This is a genomic window from Anthropogastromicrobium sp. (assembly GCF_037349415.1).
Classification (GTDB): Bacteria; Bacillota; Clostridia; order Lachnospirales; family Lachnospiraceae; genus Anthropogastromicrobium; species Anthropogastromicrobium aceti.
Window position 1 is genome coordinate 1 of sequence record NZ_JAXWCK010000037.1, and the last position, 15,008, is coordinate 15,008.

The following is a 15,008-nucleotide window of genomic DNA, read 5'->3' on the forward strand; positions in this document are numbered from 1 at the left end:
GGTCAGGGTAGGAAATGGTAATAGGTTTGAGATGAAAAGTTTGTGTGCAGTTTTTTAGGTACATGTAAAAAGTTAGGCCCGGTGGCTCAGTTGGTTAGAGCGCCGCCCTGTCACGGCGGAGGTCAAGGGTTCGAACCCCTTTCGGGTCGTTTGCTGAATAACTTTCAGCTACAATTAAATATTTGGGGTCTTAGCTCAGCTGGGAGAGCATCTGCCTTACAAGCAGAGGGTCATAGGTTCGAGCCCTATAGGCCCCATTTAAATGGATGGATTCCCGAGTGGCCAAAGGGGACAGACTGTAAATCTGCTGCAACTTGCTTCGGTGGTTCGAATCCACCTCCATCCATTGGTTCTTGAAAAAGAACAACACTCTATAATATCGCGGGGTGGAGCAGTCTGGAAGCTCGTCGGGCTCATAACCCGAAGGTCGTTGGTTCAAATCCGGCCCCCGCAACTTCAAATAATCAACGGATAACGTTGGTTATTTTTTTTTACACAAAATGAACTCAAAATAAACTTTTGCGGTATAATAGGACAATAAGTGTATAGATGAAGAAAGGAAGGAAAGCAATGAATCAGAAGGCGGTCATAGCGATGAGCGGCGGTGTAGACAGCTCCGTTGCGGCATATTTGATGAAGGAAAAAGGATATGAGTGTATTGGAATTACGATCAAAACCTTTAATGAAACTGGTGATGGAATAAAACGAGAAAATACATGTTGTTCACTTGATGATGTGAGCGATGCGAGAAGTGTAGCTTGTACGCTTGGGATTCGCCACTTTCTTTATAATTTTACAGGTCAGTTTGAGGAGCATGTCATGAAGCGATTTGTGGATGCTTACGAGAATGGATGTACACCAAATCCTTGTATTGATTGTAATCGCTATATTAAGTTTCAGGAATTATATGAGCGTGCTAAGCTTATGGGTTATGATATCGTTGTAACAGGTCATTATGCACGCGTGGAATACAATGAGGCAACAGGTCGTTATCTTTTAAAGAAGGGATTAGATGCCAATAAGGATCAAAGCTATGTGCTTTACAGTCTTACACAGGAGCAGCTTATGCACACGCAGTTTCCGCTAGGAGAGCTGCCAAAGCCTAAGGTAAGGGAGATTGCTGAGGCGCAGGGTTTAATAAATGCTCGTAAACATGACAGTCAGGATATCTGCTTTGTAACTTCTGGAAGCTATACAGATTTTATTCGTCAGTATACGGGAAAGGAATATCCAGAAGGTGATTTTGTAGATCGAAAAGGCAATGTTCTTGGCCGTCATAAGGGAATAATCAATTATACTATTGGACAGCGTAAGGGATTAGGACTGGCGCTTGCAAAGCCTATGTATGTTTATGGAATAGATAAGGAAAAAAATCAGGTGATTTTGACAGATGAGGCTGATTTGTTTTCAAGTGAACTGATTGCAGATGACTTAAATTTGATTTCTGTTCCTAAAATTGAAGGAAAAATGCGTGTGAAAGCGAAAGTGCGTTATCGCCATACTGAGCAGCCAGCAACAGTAGAGCAACTTGACGAAAAACGTATTCACGTTATATTTGATGAGCCGCAGCGTGCCATTACAAAAGGACAGGCTGTTGTGCTTTATGATGGTGATGTAGTTGTTGGAGGTGCAACAATTTGTGATACAGTTCGCCTAGAACGCTAGATTCAGATAATTTCATGCTTACTGGCAAATGTATAAAATCTGTTTCTCATGCATATAGTAGGAGTAATGGCGCAAACCGCAGCTAAGTGATGCGGAAACTGGCCCATAAGAAAAGAGATTGTGTATGGGAAACAGAAAAAGAAAGCACAGGGAACCGTTGTTTTGGCTGGAGGCAGCGTTTATCGTGCTGCTTTTAGCAGGTGCGTATGTGATAGGAAGTTATGCGCGTGCGAAGCAGAGTGATTTGCTTCAGGAGGTATTTGTTGCAGATCATGGAACAAATGTTGTTGAGGTAACAGACGCGCAAGGGACAATAACGGGAAGTGAAGTAGTTGATTACGATGAACTTATTTCAGATTATCGAAATATTTTGTTGGTTGGTGTAGATGCGAGGGATCAAAAGCGTATCGATAGAGGTGCGAACGCAGATGTTATCATGATTGTGAGCATCAATGAAAGCACAGGAAAAATTCGTCTGATATCTGTTCTTCGTGATACACTTCTTCGCCTGGAGAATCCTGGAAGCTATCATAAGGGCAGACTTTATGATAAGGCCAATTCACAGCTTTGTTATACTGATATTGCAGATATGATCAGCATGATTAATCGAAACCTTGATTTAAATATTAAGGATTATATTGTGTTAAACTGGCTGGCAGCGGCACAGGTAGTTGATACGCTTGGCGGTATTGAGGTATCAATTGAAAATCCAGAGGTAATTCGCTATATGAATGGATATCTGACGGAAGTGAATCAGCAGACAGGAATCTGGTCAGAACAGCTTGATGGAAGCGGGACATATAATCTGACAGGAACACAGGCAGTGGCATTTTGCCGTGTACGTTATGCCGGATTAGGTGATGTTGGGCGAACTGGTAATCAGCGAATGATTATTGAAAGATGTCTGAAAAAGGTTAAGGAATTGATTTTGACAAAGCCAACGACAGTTGTTAGAGCCGTATCAATCGGTATGGATAGTATTGCAACAAATCTTTCAATGCTGGAATTAGGAAATCTCGCATTTCAGGCGGGTGATTTTGAAATTGAAGAAAGTATTTCTTTTCCATTCCAATATGAGGCAGGTGAGTATCTGGGGCAGATATATGATTTGACAAAAGGTGTAAAAGATGCAGTTGTGGCAAGAGAATTGGCAGATAATGTGGTGCAGCTGCATGCCTATCTTTACCCAGAAGCAGCGTATGCCTATCATTTGCCAGAAGAAATCAAAAGAATCAGCGAGGATATCGCGTGGATGTCAGATGTGAAAAAATAGGTACAGTAGTTTCATAGAAGATAGGAGGAAGCATAGTGAAGATACTAGTAACAGTTCCATTTCAAAAAGAACATCAAGAGGAGCTAAAAAAAGCAGCACCAGACGCTTTGTTTTTCTTCAAAGATGCGTACACGATAGATGATAAAAGAGATGAGAAACTATATCATGCTTTTTTGAAAGAGGCAGATATCATAATTGGAAATCCGTCTATTGAAGAGATAGCTTCTGCACCAAAGCTGAAATTTGTTCAGTCATCTAATGCAGGCGTAGAAAAATATACGCAGCAGCCAGGATTTCCAAGAAATGTTATGCTGTGTAGTATGTCAGGTGCATTTGGAGGGATTATTTCAGAGTATGTTCTTGGTGGAATATTGACAATGTATCGCAAATTTCCTAGTTATATTGAGCATCAGCAAAAACGTCTGTGGCAGGATGCAGGAAGTGAGCAGGCACTGATGGGAAAGACTGCGCTTATTTTAGGCACAGGCGATATTGGAACTAATATTGCAAAGCGTCTGAGCGCATTTGATGTCTATACGATAGGTATCAGACGAACTGCAAAATTTGCATCTGAATGGTTTGATGAGGTGTATACGCTTGATGCATTAGATGAGCAGATTTGCCGTGCAGATATCGTGATTGGCTGCCTGCCAAAGACAGTTAAGACGACACATTTGTTAAATCAAGGACGTCTTCGCAAAATGAAAAAGGGCGGACTAGTTGTAAATGTCGGAAGAGGAAGTTTAATTGTTCAGCCAGATTTGATTCAATTGCTCGAAGAAGGCTATCTTTCAGGGGCTGTGCTTGACGTGACAGATCCAGAGCCGCTGCCTAGTGATAATTTGCTGTGGGGCATGAAGAATGTACTTATAACACCACATGTTTCGGGAATTAGCTTTGGTCATACACCACAGGTAGAGGAGCGTGTTGCAAAAATCTGTGCTCATAATCTGAAGGCTTTTTTGAATCATACAGAGATGATGAATGTAGTGGATTGGGAAAGCGGTTACAGAAAAGGAGAAAAATATGCAGGATCAATCAATCTATGAAAAACTAAGAGAGTATGCAAAGAGTGATGCATACCCATTTCATATGCCGGGGCATAAACGTAAAGTGGATTGGATTTCGGATGTGTATGATATTGACATTACTGAGATTGACGGATTTGATGATCTGCATCATGCAGATGGTATTCTTGAAGAAGGTATGGCGCGCATGGCTAATGCAGTAGGGGCAAAGAAGTCATATTACATAGTTAATGGTTCAACATGTGGAATATTAGCAGCTATTTATGCGGCGTGTCCACAGGGAGCTACAGTTGCGGTAGCAAGAAACACTCATAAGAGTGTTGCCCATGCAATAATGCTCAGAGGACTAAAACCAACATATATTTATCCCCAAAATGTGGATAACTTGTGTATAAGTGGTCAAATTATCCCCAAAGATGTGGAAAAAGCTTATGAGCAATCCCCAGAAATTGCGGCAGTGATCCTGACATCGCCGACGTATGAAGGAATTGTATCAAATATACGGCAAATCGCAGATGTGGTACATGTACATGGCGGAGTTTTGATTGTGGATGAAGCACATGGCGCACATCTTCCATATGCTAATCATGGTGCTAATCAGGAAGAGACGTATCTTCCATATAGTGCAGTGCGTGAGGGCGCAGATATTGTCATTCAGAGCCTTCACAAAACACTTCCGTGTCTGACACAGAGTGCAGCATTTCATATATGCAGCGACAGAGTTTCGGTAAAAAAAATTGAGCGTGCCCTTCATATATTTGAGACATCTAGTCCATCTTATGTTTTGATGGCAGGAATGGATCTTTGTGTGCGCTATATGCAAGGCGAAGGCAAAAAAAAGCTACAAATGCTGACTGACAGACTGCAGCTTTTCTATGAACGAAGCGAGTCATGGAAACAACTGTGGTTTCTTTATCCGAAAATAAAAAGCGCAGACATGATTGGTATTCCGATTGCAGATTATACAAAAATTGTGTTTGGCGCAAAAGGATACAAGAATGCAGGAAGAAAGCTGCATGAAATTTTGCGCGACCGCTATCATCTTCAGCCGGAAATGTCAGCGCCCGATTATGTAATTCTTATGACAATGCTGACAGATACAGAAGAAGGCTTTTTGCGTCTTGAGGCGGCACTTAGCGAAATTAATGATGAGTTGGAATGCGGCTCTCTAGTATGGGAGAGAACAACGAGTGCGTATCCTTCTGCATTTGTGCCGCTTGAACTGGTTATGCTGCCGCTAGAAGCAGCAGAGGCGCCTGTAATTCCGGTACCATTTTTTGAATCTGTTGGAAAAATCAGTGCCGAGACTGTCTATGTTTATCCACCGGGTTGTCCGTTCTTGATGCCAGGAGAAAAAATCAGCGAGGAATTGCTTGAAATTGTTCGTTACTATAGGACAAGTGGCATGGAACTGTACGGCATGGAGGATGAAACTGGAGAAACGATCCTTGTCATTGAAAATTAATAACATAAAAACAGAAGTTAAATGGTACAAACAACAAAAAGGAAAAGAAGATATGAAAATTATCTATTTTATGGGAAAGAGTGCATCTGGAAAAGATACTATCTACAGAAAAGTAAAGGAAAAACTTAATCCTTCACCAAAGGAAATCATATTGTATACGACGAGACCGATACGCGATCACGAAGAAAATGGAAGAGAATATTTCTTTGTGACAGACAGTGAGATTGCCCAAATGGAAAACGAAGGAAAAATTATAGAAAAGCGTGTTTACCATACCGTATACGGTGATTGGATTTATGCAACAGCAGACGATGGACAGTTTGATGATAATTCTGTTTATATGACAATTGGAACACTTGAATCGTATGTGCCGATTCGTGCGCATTTTGGAGCAGAAACTATGATTCCTGTGTATCTTGAGGTAGAGGATGGGCTCCGCTTAGAGCGGGCTATTGCAAGAGAGCGCACGCAAAAAACTGCAAAATATGAGGAGATGTGCAGACGCTTTTTGGCTGATCAGGCCGATTTTTCTGAAGAAAAGCTAAAGGCTGCAAATATTATAAAACGCTTTAAGAATGAGGATAGAGAGTGCTGTCTTAAAGAAGTTTTATCATACATTGAACATGAACTGTAACTAGACTATTTATTAAAGTTGTGCTATGATAAATGCAGTTCATAAACAGAAAAATGGATCGTTACGATAAGATGGGAGGCGATTTTGATATGCATGCAGGCGGTTTTTCAGAATTAATCGGAAATGAACAGATAAAGGAACATTTTTTACATGCGATCTCTTCAGGGAAGGTATCACACTGCTATGTCATAAGCGGAGAGGATGGTCTTGGAAAGATGACGGCGGCGAAGGCATTTGCACAGACATTGGAGTGTCAGGCAGAACCTGCCAACAGACCGTGCGGCGTGTGCCATTCATGCACACAATTTTTGAGCGGTAATCATCCTGATGTAATTTTTCCAGGTCATGAGAAGCCAACGGTAATCGGTGTAGATGACGTCAGAACTCAGATTATCGGAGATATCCAGATTAAGCCATATTGCAGTCCGTATAAGATTTATATTGTAGACGAGGCGCAAAAGCTGTCTGTTCAGGCACAGAATGCTCTTTTAAAGACAATAGAGGAGCCTCCGGCTTATGGTATTATTTTATTGCTTACAACAAATGCAGCATCAATGCTTGAAACAATTCTTTCAAGAAGCATTGTACTGAATATGAAGCCAGTTGAGTCAGAAGCATTTACTTCGTACATGAGAGAAAAAGGTGTGGATGAGGATAAGATTCCAACACTTGAAAAATTCTCACAGGGAAATATCGGAAAGGGATTGAAGTTGGCACAGTCGGATGATTTTATTTCAATGATTCAGACGATTATGCTATTATTAAAGACAGCCTCTAAGATGCCATTTTCAGAGCTACTTGAAAGTATTGCAAAGCTTGAGGAATATAAACTGAGCATTAAGGACTGCTTTGGTTTTATGCAGATGTGGTATCGGGATATTCTGATCTTTAAGGCAACAAGAGATCCGAATCTTCTGATCTTTGCAGAGGAGTACAGCGCAATCAATAAGGTTGCTCAGACATGTGGTTATAATGAAATAAACCGCATTCTGGAGGCTATAAATACCGCGTCAGCCAGACTGGACGCAAATGTAAATTTCCAGCTTACGCTGGAGCTTTTGTGGCTGACGATCAGAGAGTGCCAGAAATAGGAAAGGTTTGGAAAAATTATGATAAAGGTCATCGGTGTGCGTTTCCGCAGAGCCGGAAAGGTGTATTATTTTAATCCGCTTGATATGGATATTACAACGGGAATGCATGTTATTGTAGAGACAGCAAGAGGCGTTGAGTATGGCTATGTTGTGCTTGGCGTGAAAGATATGGATGAAGAAAAGGTGTTTCAGCCATTAAAGCCAGTAATTCGTATTGCTACACCACAAGACGATGCAGTTGCAGATGAAAACAGACAGAAGGAAAAGGATGCATTTAAGATCTGTAAGGAAAAAATCGCAAAGCATGGTCTTGATATGAAGCTTATTGATGCAGAGTATACGTTTGACAATAATAAGGTTCTTTTTTACTTTACGGCAGATGGAAGAGTTGATTTTCGTGAGCTTGTAAAGGATCTGGCATCGGTATTTCGTACTCGTATTGAACTTCGTCAGATTGGTGTGCGTGATGAGGCAAAGATTATTGGTGGAATTGGCAGCTGCGGAAGACCATTGTGCTGTAATTCATATTTATCAGAATTTGCGCCAGTTTCTATCAAGATGGCAAAGGAACAAAATTTGTCTTTAAATCCTGTGAAAATTTCCGGTGTCTGCGGACGATTGATGTGTTGTTTAAAGAACGAGGAGGAGACATACGAGTATTTAAACAGTAAGCTTCCAAGTGTAGGTGATTATGTGACGACAGATGACGGACTAAAGGGAGAGGTTTCCAGTGTAAGTGTGCTTCGCCAGGAAGTAAAAGTCATCGTTACCGTAAATAAGGATGAGAAGGAAATTCGTGAATACAAGGTTTCTCAGCTGAAATTCCGTCCTCATAAGAGAAGGGAAAAAACGCAGCTGTCCGATAAGGAATTAAAGGAGCTTGAAGATTTAGACAGGCTTGACAAGAGGGAAGGAAGGTCTAAGCTTAATGATAAGTGAGCTTAAGCCAGGTGAGAGATTAGACGATTTAGAGCGCAATGGGTTAATGCTGATTCAGCATCCGGGACGTTTCTGCTATGGCGTGGATGCAGTGCTCTTATCGTGGTTTGCAAAGGCTTCTGAGGGAGAGCGTGTGCTGGATTTTTGTACGGGGACAGGTGTGGTTCCTATTTTAATGACGGCAAAGACAGCGGCATCGCATTTTACTGGTCTAGAGATCCAAGAGGAAGTTGCAAAAATGGCATCTCGAAGTGTGGTGTTAAATCATCTAGGGGATAAGGTATCAATTATCTGTGGTGATTTGAAAAATACAAAGACTCTTTTTGGAAAAGGTGTTTTTAACGTAGTTACAGTCAACCCACCGTATATGGCAGGTGGAAGCGGCCTTGTAGGTGCTGATTACAGTAAGGCAGTATCGCGTCATGAAATTTTATGCAGCTTAGAGGATGTGATTCGTGAGAGTGCGAATGTATTGGTGGCCGGAGGACGTATGTATATGGTGCACCGACCATATCGTCTTGGAGATATCATATGTCTGATGAAGCAATATAAAATGTCACCTAGGCGCCTTTGTATGGTGCATCCAAAGGCATCGCAGGAGGCTAATCTGGTGTTGATAGAAGGAATCCGTGGCGGCAATACGCAGATTCGTGTCGAAGCGCCTCTTGTATTGTTTGATGAAGATGGACAAGAGAGCAAACAGATCAAAATGATTCACGGAAGGCTCTGAAAAGATACAAACATGAAAATGGAAGGAAGAAAGTTATGGCAGGAATGCTTTATCTGTGTGCAACTCCGATTGGAAATCTTGAGGATATCACATTTCGCGTGCTGCGCACGCTAAAGGAAGTAGATCTTATTGCAGCAGAGGATACAAGAAATAGTCAAAAGCTTCTGAATCATTTTGATATTCATACGCCAATGACAAGCTATCATGAATACAATAAATATGATAAGGCTGAATATCTGGTTGGTTTGATGCTGGATGGCAAAAATATTGCCTGCATTACAGATGCAGGAACGCCAGGCATTTCTGATCCAGGTGAGGTTCTGGTTCAAAAATGTTATGAGGCAGGGATTAAGGTGACATCTCTTCCCGGCCCTGCTGCATGTATAACCGCACTTACTATGTCTGGTTTATCTACAAGAAGATTTGCATTTGAGGCATTTCTTCCAGCAGATAAAAAGCAGCGTGCGCAAATTCTTGAGGAATTACAGGATGAGACAAGAACTATTATTCTTTATGAAGCACCTCATCACCTCGTAAAGACGCTTGAGGAGCTTTTTAAGACACTCGGATCAAGAAAGGTTCGTATATGCAGAGAGCTTACTAAAAAACATGAGACTGTCTATGCAGATACGTTAGATGGTGCATTAGCTCATTATCGAGACATAGAGGAGCCGAGAGGTGAGTGCGTAATTATCATTGAGGGAGCTGACAGAGAAGATTTAAATAAGCAAAAACAGCAGTCATGGGAAGAAATGACAATTGAAGAGCACATGGCGCTGTATGAAGATATGAACCGCAAGGATGCGATGAAGCAGGTTGCGAAGGATCGCGGTGTCAGCAAAAGAGATATTTATCAGGCATTGTTAAAGTCAGAAAGTAACTAAGAGCCATCGGGGACAGTACATGTCCCCAGAGGCTCTTTTCTTTAATTATTCAATTTCACCGAGCAGATGGCGTGCAACATAGATGCCGCTTGCAGATGCATGGGACAGAGAGTGAGTAACACCGCTGCCGTCACCGATTACAAAGAGATTTTTGTGGCGAGTCTCAAGATGATTGTCGATCTGAACCTCCATGTTGTAAAATTTAACTTCGACACCATAGAGAAGTGTGTCATCGTTTGCAGTACCAGGAGCAATATTGTCAAGCGCATAAATCATCTCAATGATGCCATCGAGAATACGCTTTGGCATTACAAGGCTTAAATCGCCTGGTGTAGCATCAAGAGTTGGTGTAAGGAAAGACTCTGCGATACGCTTAGGGTTACTTCTCTGACCGCGGATCAAATCACCAAAGCGCTGAACCATAACGCCGCCTCCAAGCATGTTAGACAGACGAGCTATACTCTCACCGTATTCATTGCTGTCCTTAAACGGTTCAGTAAAGTGTTTGGAAACAAGCAGAGCAAAGTTTGTATTCTTTGTGTGAAGGGCAGGATTTTCATAGCTGTGCCCGTTTACTGTGATAATACCATTTGTATTTTCTGTAACTACAGCGCCCTTTGGATTCATGCAGAAGGTACGCACACGATCCTGATATTTTTCAGTCTGGTATACAATCTTACTTTCATAGAGCTCATCTGTGATCGGGGCAAATACCTCAGCAGGAAGCTCTACGCGAACACCAATGTCAACACGGCTTGAATTTGTTGGAATTTCAAGGTTATGGCAGATTTGCTCCATCCATTTGCTTCCACTTCGACCAACGGAGATAATACATTTCTCACATGTATATGTCTCATTCTCTGTAATAATCTCATAGTCACCATTATCCATGATTGCAACATTCTGAACTGGTGTCATGAAATAGAAACTAACCTTGTCTTTTAACAAATTATAAAGGTTACTGAGAACTTCATAGTTTTTGTCTGTTCCGAGATGACGGACAGATGCCTCAAGAAGGTGAAGGTTGTTCTGCAGACAGACACGTTTAAAGCTGGAATTTGCAGAAGAGTATAGGCGTGTGCCCTCGCCACCGTAGGCCATATTGATTTCATCAACATATTCCATAAGTTCCGTTGCTTTGTTTTTTCCGATGTACTCGTAAAGTGTGCCGCCAAATTCATTCGTAATATTATATTTTCCATCAGAGAAAGCACCGGCACCGCCAAAGCCATTCATGATAGCACAGGTTTTGCAGTGTATACATTTTGTTACGCGCTTGCCGTCAATTGGGCACTTTCTTTTCTCAAGACGATTTCCAGCCTCAAATACAGCGATTTTTAAATCAGGGCGTTTGGTTGCCAGTTCGTATGCGGAGAAAATACCGCCAGGACCGGCGCCGATAATAATAATATCGTAATGTTTCATAAAAACCTCATTTCCGCGCAAATAAGACTTTTTTTCACAGGGGAAAAATGATATAATGAAAAATAGGGTGAAACTTTTTGCCCCATAGTGAAGTGTGCGCTTGTATTATAATTTATTATAAGACAAGCTTAAATTGCCTGTCAAGCACTGAAAAGAGTCATATTGTTAAGAATCTGGAAGAAAGTTATTGACAGAAAAGGCGATGCGTGATACTAATAAAAATGGAGATAGGTTACAATGGAGAGTCATTTGATGATTTTTCACAAAAAAAGTTTGGCAAAGCTGTCGAAAGGCAGTGACGCAAAGCTATAGGGACTGTAAAATGTCAGCCAGCTGCAGTTAAAAATTGCAGGGGAAACTCTGTGATTTTTTAGTATTAAGAAGTAATTGTCTAGAGATACAATAGAAAGAGGGAGTACTGGATGAGAAAAAATAAGGCATTATTGAAACGAGCCGCATCATTGTTTACTGCTTTGGTTATGTTGGCAGGATCGGCAACTTATGCACAAGAAGAACAGACATCGCAGGAAGTACTAAGTCAGGAAATGTTGTCAGAATCATCTTCTGAGTTATCAGAGGAACTAGTTAATGGTACTGATCCCGAAATATTAGAACTGACGTCAGAAACGATAACTGAAAGTATAGAAGAACAGACTCAGGAAGCAGAAAGCGAAAGTACACAAGAACAGACTCAGGAAGTAGAAAGCGAAAGTACACAAGAACAGACTCAGGAAGTAGAAAGCGAAAGTACACAAGAACAAACTCAGGAAACGGCAAGTGAAAGTATAGAAGAGCAGACTCAGGAAACAGTAAATGAGAATTTGCCAGAACTGGTACAGGAATCTAATAGTGAGGATGAGACAACTGAGTGCTCAACGGATGCATTTGTAGATTCAACTGATGAAGATATGGATTCTGATATTTATGAAATTGGAGATGAGTTTGTAAAGACATTTTCATTTGATATGATAGTAGACAGAAATCCAATTTATTTAGGAATGGCAGGAATCAGTACAGCAACTGGAAACTATTATGATCAGCTTGATGCAACATCTAAGCGTATCTATAATGCGATTTACGAAGCAAATAAAAGTAGTGCCAGTACAGCAAAGATGAAGCTGAACCTGACAAAAATTTTTGAAAATCAGAAGGTAACAAAGGGGACAAATGGTAAGGCAGTATATTCAGAAGAAACAAAGCAGGCAATTTTTGCATGGCTTGGCAGTTATGTAACTCCAGCATATTTAGCATTGACATATGATCATCCAGAGTTAGTATGGCTTTCAGGTGCAAAATATACTATTGGTTATAGTGTATATACACCGTGGTTTGAGGAAGGCGAAACAAGTATTATAACAGATCTTGAGCTTGCAGGAAGTACATTTACTATAACACCTACTAAGGATACTGGGGCACTTACAGCAAGTAACGTGAATCCATTGTTTGATGGAACAAAATCACAGATTGATGCTATGCTTCCAGCAAATGCAACTACATATGATAAAGTAAAGGCAGTTCATGACAAGATTTGCAGTATGGTCAGCTATGAAAATAGTACGCAAAATATTGGAAATCCGTATTATCAAACGCCATATAGTCTATATTATGACGCAGATGGTGATGGAAAGATTGAAACCGTTTGTGCTGGATATGCAAAGATGATGAAGCTCCAGTGCAATAAATATGGTATTCCATGTGTGCTTGTTACTGGTGTAACAGACAGTGGAGAATATCATATGTGGAATTATATTCAAATGGAAAATGGCGTATGGTATGCAGTAGACGCTACGTGGGATGATCAATCTACCACTATGTACGACTTTTTCTTAGTAGGTTCAGAAACATACTCATCAGCAGCATTTGGAACAAAGAAATTTGGAAATACTCATATTCCAAGTGGAAAATGGACGACTAGTGCAGATTGTGTATTCTTGTATCCAGTCTTTAGTCAGACTGCATATGCAGGACAAAATACTGTTACCAGTAAAAATGGTCTTTTAAAGGATTCGGATGGGGTATGGCGCTATTATACTAATAATCAGGTTGACACAAGCTATACTGGTTTTGCAGCATCTGGAAGTGATCAGGTGTATTTAATCAATGGTGTGCAGAATACAAGCTATTCAGGTCTTATTTATAATGGTGGAAACTGGTACTATGTTCAAAAAGGTGTACGTAATACTGCATATTCAGGTTTGTCAGTTTATAATGGCAGCTGGTATTATGTGAAGGGTGGAACAGCAGATTGGAGTTATACTGGGTTAGCTCAGTATAATGGAGTATGGTATTATGTAAGACAAGGTTCAGTTGATTGGGAGTATACTGGCCTTTGTCAGTATGATACGATTTGGTTTTACATAAAAAATGGTGCGTTAGACTGGAACTATACAGGTCTTTGTCAGCACAGCGGCGTATGGTATTACATTACAAAGGGACAGGTCAACTGGAATTATACTGGAAGCTGCATTTACAATGGTAAATCTTATTATGTTGAAAAAGGCGTATTGAATTGGAAATATAATTCAACTGCAGTTTACAGCAGTGCAAGCTATACAGCAGACTTGATGAATGTAGCTCTTAGTCAGTATCAGGCTGAGGAAGTAACTGTTGATGAAACAAATATTTATTCAGCTGATACAGAGCCAGAAAGTACACAGACTGAAGAACAGGAATCTCATGAAGCAGAGGAATTAAATGAGACTGAGACATTTGAAACTGAAGAACAGACACAAGAACAGACAGAAGAAAGTGTTTCACAGACAGAGGTTGCTGTACAAGAAGAATCGACAGTTCAATATAGCTTGTTAGAGCGTATTGAAGAGTATTTGATCAAGTTTATAACTTATATTGTAAAACTTGCAGCAGCTTATATTGGAATTACTTTATAAAGATTTAGTAAGCTTATAGAAAAACGATGACGCTTTTTAAGATATGCGTCATCGTTTTTTTGTGGCCTTTTTCTTATTTATTTTTATTAAGTCCAATCTGCTCTTTTAAGGAATTAAGGGCATCGGCATATTTTTTTGAAGTAAGCATTGGGTTTCCTTTTAAAAGGATAATCTTACGAAAATCCATACGCTTTGAGATAGCATTTTTCAGTTCACCTAAATAGGCAAAGCGTTCTTTGAGTCGAATAACATCGGCTGTTTTTTCCTTTGGAACAAGAGAGTAAAGCTTTTCGAGGCATTCAGAAACAGAAGTCTGAAATTCCTCAATACGAGAACTCTCCGGCTTTTTTATAGTGCCAATCTTATCGCGAAGCGTCTCGCTTACGGAATCAGTAAGTACAATAAAGCGTTCACGAAGCTTTTCTGCATCTGATTTTAGATTAGTAATAGATTCAAGAATCTGACGCAGATCCATAGCAGCATGGAAGGAGGAAGCAAAGTCGATGGCAAATACTATCGTGATTACAACAAGAGCACTAAAGCATACGTTTTGAGGAATCTTTTCCAACAAAGCTGATATGCGTGGATGAACGACGCGTATCAAAAGAAGTGTAAAAACACCCCATGCAAGCGAGGAGCTTAGGCAGATATGTCCCTGTATATTAAACTTTTTGTCACTGTAATCCCAGTAACGCACCTGAAAAAGTGTTTCCATAACGACACCGGTAACGTATTCAAGTATTGTGGCAACAATAAGTCCAAGCAGAAAAATACCAATGTCGGACGATTGCACCGGGTAGGTGGCACAGAGCATGACTACAGCGCCGCTTCCATAGATCGGAAGCATTGGACCAGTTAAAAAACCTCGGTTCGTCAGCCGTTTTGTGAGAATAGATACATAGCTGGATTCCCAAATCCAGCCGACAAAGCTGTAGAAAAAGAAATACAGTAACAGATGAGCATAAGCAGTCATAAAAACAATCCTC

The 15,008-nt window shown here is 40.6% G+C and carries 12 protein-coding genes, 4 tRNA genes and 1 riboswitch; of the genes, 14 read left to right on the plus strand and 2 right to left on the minus strand.

The window, feature by feature from the left end; genetic code table 11:
- The first annotated feature begins 75 nt into the window (after positions 1–75).
- The 13 genes from WJP93_RS08620 (at position 76) to rsmI (ending at position 9,709) form a co-directional block, all read left to right on the plus strand.
- Positions 76–149, plus strand: a tRNA-Asp gene (locus tag WJP93_RS08620).
- A 35-nt stretch (positions 150–184) separates the two neighbouring features.
- Positions 185–257 (plus strand) — tRNA-Val (locus tag WJP93_RS08625).
- A 7-nt stretch (positions 258–264) separates the two neighbouring features.
- Positions 265–346: transfer RNA gene (locus WJP93_RS08630), tRNA-Tyr, on the plus strand.
- Positions 347–380: 34 nt separating this feature from the next.
- Positions 381–454: transfer RNA gene (locus tag WJP93_RS08635), tRNA-Met, on the plus strand.
- Positions 455–570: 116 nt separating this feature from the next.
- Entirely contained in the window at positions 571–1,665 is a 1,095-nt protein-coding gene (gene mnmA, locus WJP93_RS08640; RefSeq protein ID WP_227102247.1) for a tRNA 2-thiouridine(34) synthase MnmA, read from the plus strand.
- Positions 1,666–1,789: 124 nt separating this feature from the next.
- Positions 1,790–2,938, plus strand: coding sequence for an LCP family protein (locus WJP93_RS08645; protein ID WP_337547800.1), 1,149 nt, complete (start codon positions 1,790–1,792; stop codon positions 2,936–2,938).
- Between the two features lie 35 nt (positions 2,939–2,973).
- On the plus strand, positions 2,974–3,987 hold the full coding sequence (locus tag WJP93_RS08650; protein WP_337547801.1) for a D-2-hydroxyacid dehydrogenase: 1,014 nt from the start codon (positions 2,974–2,976) through the stop codon (positions 3,985–3,987).
- Positions 3,965–5,431 carry an aminotransferase class I/II-fold pyridoxal phosphate-dependent enzyme gene (locus WJP93_RS08655; protein WP_337547803.1) on the plus strand — a complete coding sequence of 489 codons (1,467 nt, stop codon included), beginning with the start codon at positions 3,965–3,967 and terminating at the stop codon, positions 5,429–5,431. The genes WJP93_RS08650 and WJP93_RS08655 overlap by 23 nt, the downstream gene beginning before the upstream one ends.
- Before the next feature lie 52 nt (positions 5,432–5,483).
- The gene (locus tag WJP93_RS08660) at positions 5,484–6,065 is read left to right on the plus strand and encodes a guanylate kinase (protein WP_227102251.1); all 582 of its coding nucleotides are present in this window, start codon (positions 5,484–5,486) and stop codon (positions 6,063–6,065) included.
- Positions 6,066–6,154: 89 nt separating this feature from the next.
- Complete coding sequence (locus WJP93_RS08665; RefSeq protein WP_118615222.1) at positions 6,155–7,156, plus strand: AAA family ATPase; 1,002 nt, start codon at positions 6,155–6,157, stop codon at positions 7,154–7,156.
- Positions 7,157–7,174: 18 nt separating this feature from the next.
- The gene (locus tag WJP93_RS08670; RefSeq protein ID WP_227102253.1) at positions 7,175–8,095 is read left to right on the plus strand and encodes a stage 0 sporulation family protein; all 921 of its coding nucleotides are present in this window, start codon (positions 7,175–7,177) and stop codon (positions 8,093–8,095) included.
- The gene (locus WJP93_RS08675) at positions 8,085–8,825 is read left to right on the plus strand and encodes a tRNA1(Val) (adenine(37)-N6)-methyltransferase (RefSeq protein ID WP_227102254.1); all 741 of its coding nucleotides are present in this window, start codon (positions 8,085–8,087) and stop codon (positions 8,823–8,825) included. The genes WJP93_RS08670 and WJP93_RS08675 overlap by 11 nt, the downstream gene beginning before the upstream one ends.
- Before the next feature lie 35 nt (positions 8,826–8,860).
- A complete protein-coding gene (rsmI, locus tag WJP93_RS08680; protein ID WP_227102255.1) occupies positions 8,861–9,709 on the plus strand; it encodes a 16S rRNA (cytidine(1402)-2'-O)-methyltransferase in 849 nt (282 codons plus the stop codon).
- A 45-nt stretch (positions 9,710–9,754) separates the two neighbouring features.
- On the opposite strand, the gene WJP93_RS08685 is transcribed toward rsmI, so the two are convergent.
- Positions 9,755–11,134 (minus strand): FAD-dependent protein, encoded by a 1,380-nt coding sequence (locus WJP93_RS08685; RefSeq protein ID WP_227102256.1) that lies wholly within the window; start codon positions 11,132–11,134, stop codon positions 9,755–9,757.
- 265 nt (positions 11,135–11,399) lie between these two features.
- A riboswitch (cyclic di-GMP riboswitch) is annotated at positions 11,400–11,475 on the plus strand.
- 81 nt (positions 11,476–11,556) lie between these two features.
- Here WJP93_RS08685 and WJP93_RS08690 point away from each other — a divergent pair.
- Positions 11,557–14,022 carry a transglutaminase domain-containing protein gene (locus tag WJP93_RS08690; protein ID WP_337547806.1) on the plus strand — a complete coding sequence of 822 codons (2,466 nt, stop codon included), beginning with the start codon at positions 11,557–11,559 and terminating at the stop codon, positions 14,020–14,022.
- Between the two features lie 73 nt (positions 14,023–14,095).
- Here WJP93_RS08690 and WJP93_RS08695 read toward each other — a convergent pair whose 3' ends face one another.
- A complete protein-coding gene (locus WJP93_RS08695) occupies positions 14,096–14,995 on the minus strand; it encodes a hypothetical protein (protein ID WP_337547807.1) in 900 nt (299 codons plus the stop codon).
- Positions 14,996–15,008: the final 13 nt, after the last annotated feature.

What these genes read in the sequence shown, in the direction of transcription:
- mnmA (WP_227102247.1), top strand. Translation starts at nt 571, where the DNA reads ATGAATCAGAAGGCGGTCATAGCGATGAGCGGCGGTGTAGACAGCTCC.
- WJP93_RS08645 (WP_337547800.1), top strand. Translation starts at nt 1,790, where the DNA reads ATGGGAAACAGAAAAAGAAAGCACAGGGAACCGTTGTTTTGGCTGGAG.
- WJP93_RS08655 (WP_337547803.1), top strand. Translation starts at nt 3,965, where the DNA reads ATGCAGGATCAATCAATCTATGAAAAACTAAGAGAGTATGCAAAGAGT.
- WJP93_RS08660 (WP_227102251.1), top strand. Translation starts at nt 5,484, where the DNA reads ATGAAAATTATCTATTTTATGGGAAAGAGTGCATCTGGAAAAGATACT.
- WJP93_RS08665 (WP_118615222.1), top strand. Translation starts at nt 6,155, where the DNA reads ATGCATGCAGGCGGTTTTTCAGAATTAATCGGAAATGAACAGATAAAG.
- WJP93_RS08670 (WP_227102253.1), top strand. Translation starts at nt 7,175, where the DNA reads ATGATAAAGGTCATCGGTGTGCGTTTCCGCAGAGCCGGAAAGGTGTAT.
- WJP93_RS08675 (WP_227102254.1), top strand. Translation starts at nt 8,085, where the DNA reads ATGATAAGTGAGCTTAAGCCAGGTGAGAGATTAGACGATTTAGAGCGC.
- rsmI (WP_227102255.1), top strand. Translation starts at nt 8,861, where the DNA reads ATGGCAGGAATGCTTTATCTGTGTGCAACTCCGATTGGAAATCTTGAG.
- WJP93_RS08685 (WP_227102256.1), bottom strand. Translation starts at nt 11,134, where the DNA reads ATGAAACATTACGATATTATTATTATCGGCGCCGGTCCTGGCGGTATT.
- WJP93_RS08690 (WP_337547806.1), top strand. Translation starts at nt 11,557, where the DNA reads ATGAGAAAAAATAAGGCATTATTGAAACGAGCCGCATCATTGTTTACT.
- WJP93_RS08695 (WP_337547807.1), bottom strand. Translation starts at nt 14,995, where the DNA reads ATGACTGCTTATGCTCATCTGTTACTGTATTTCTTTTTCTACAGCTTT.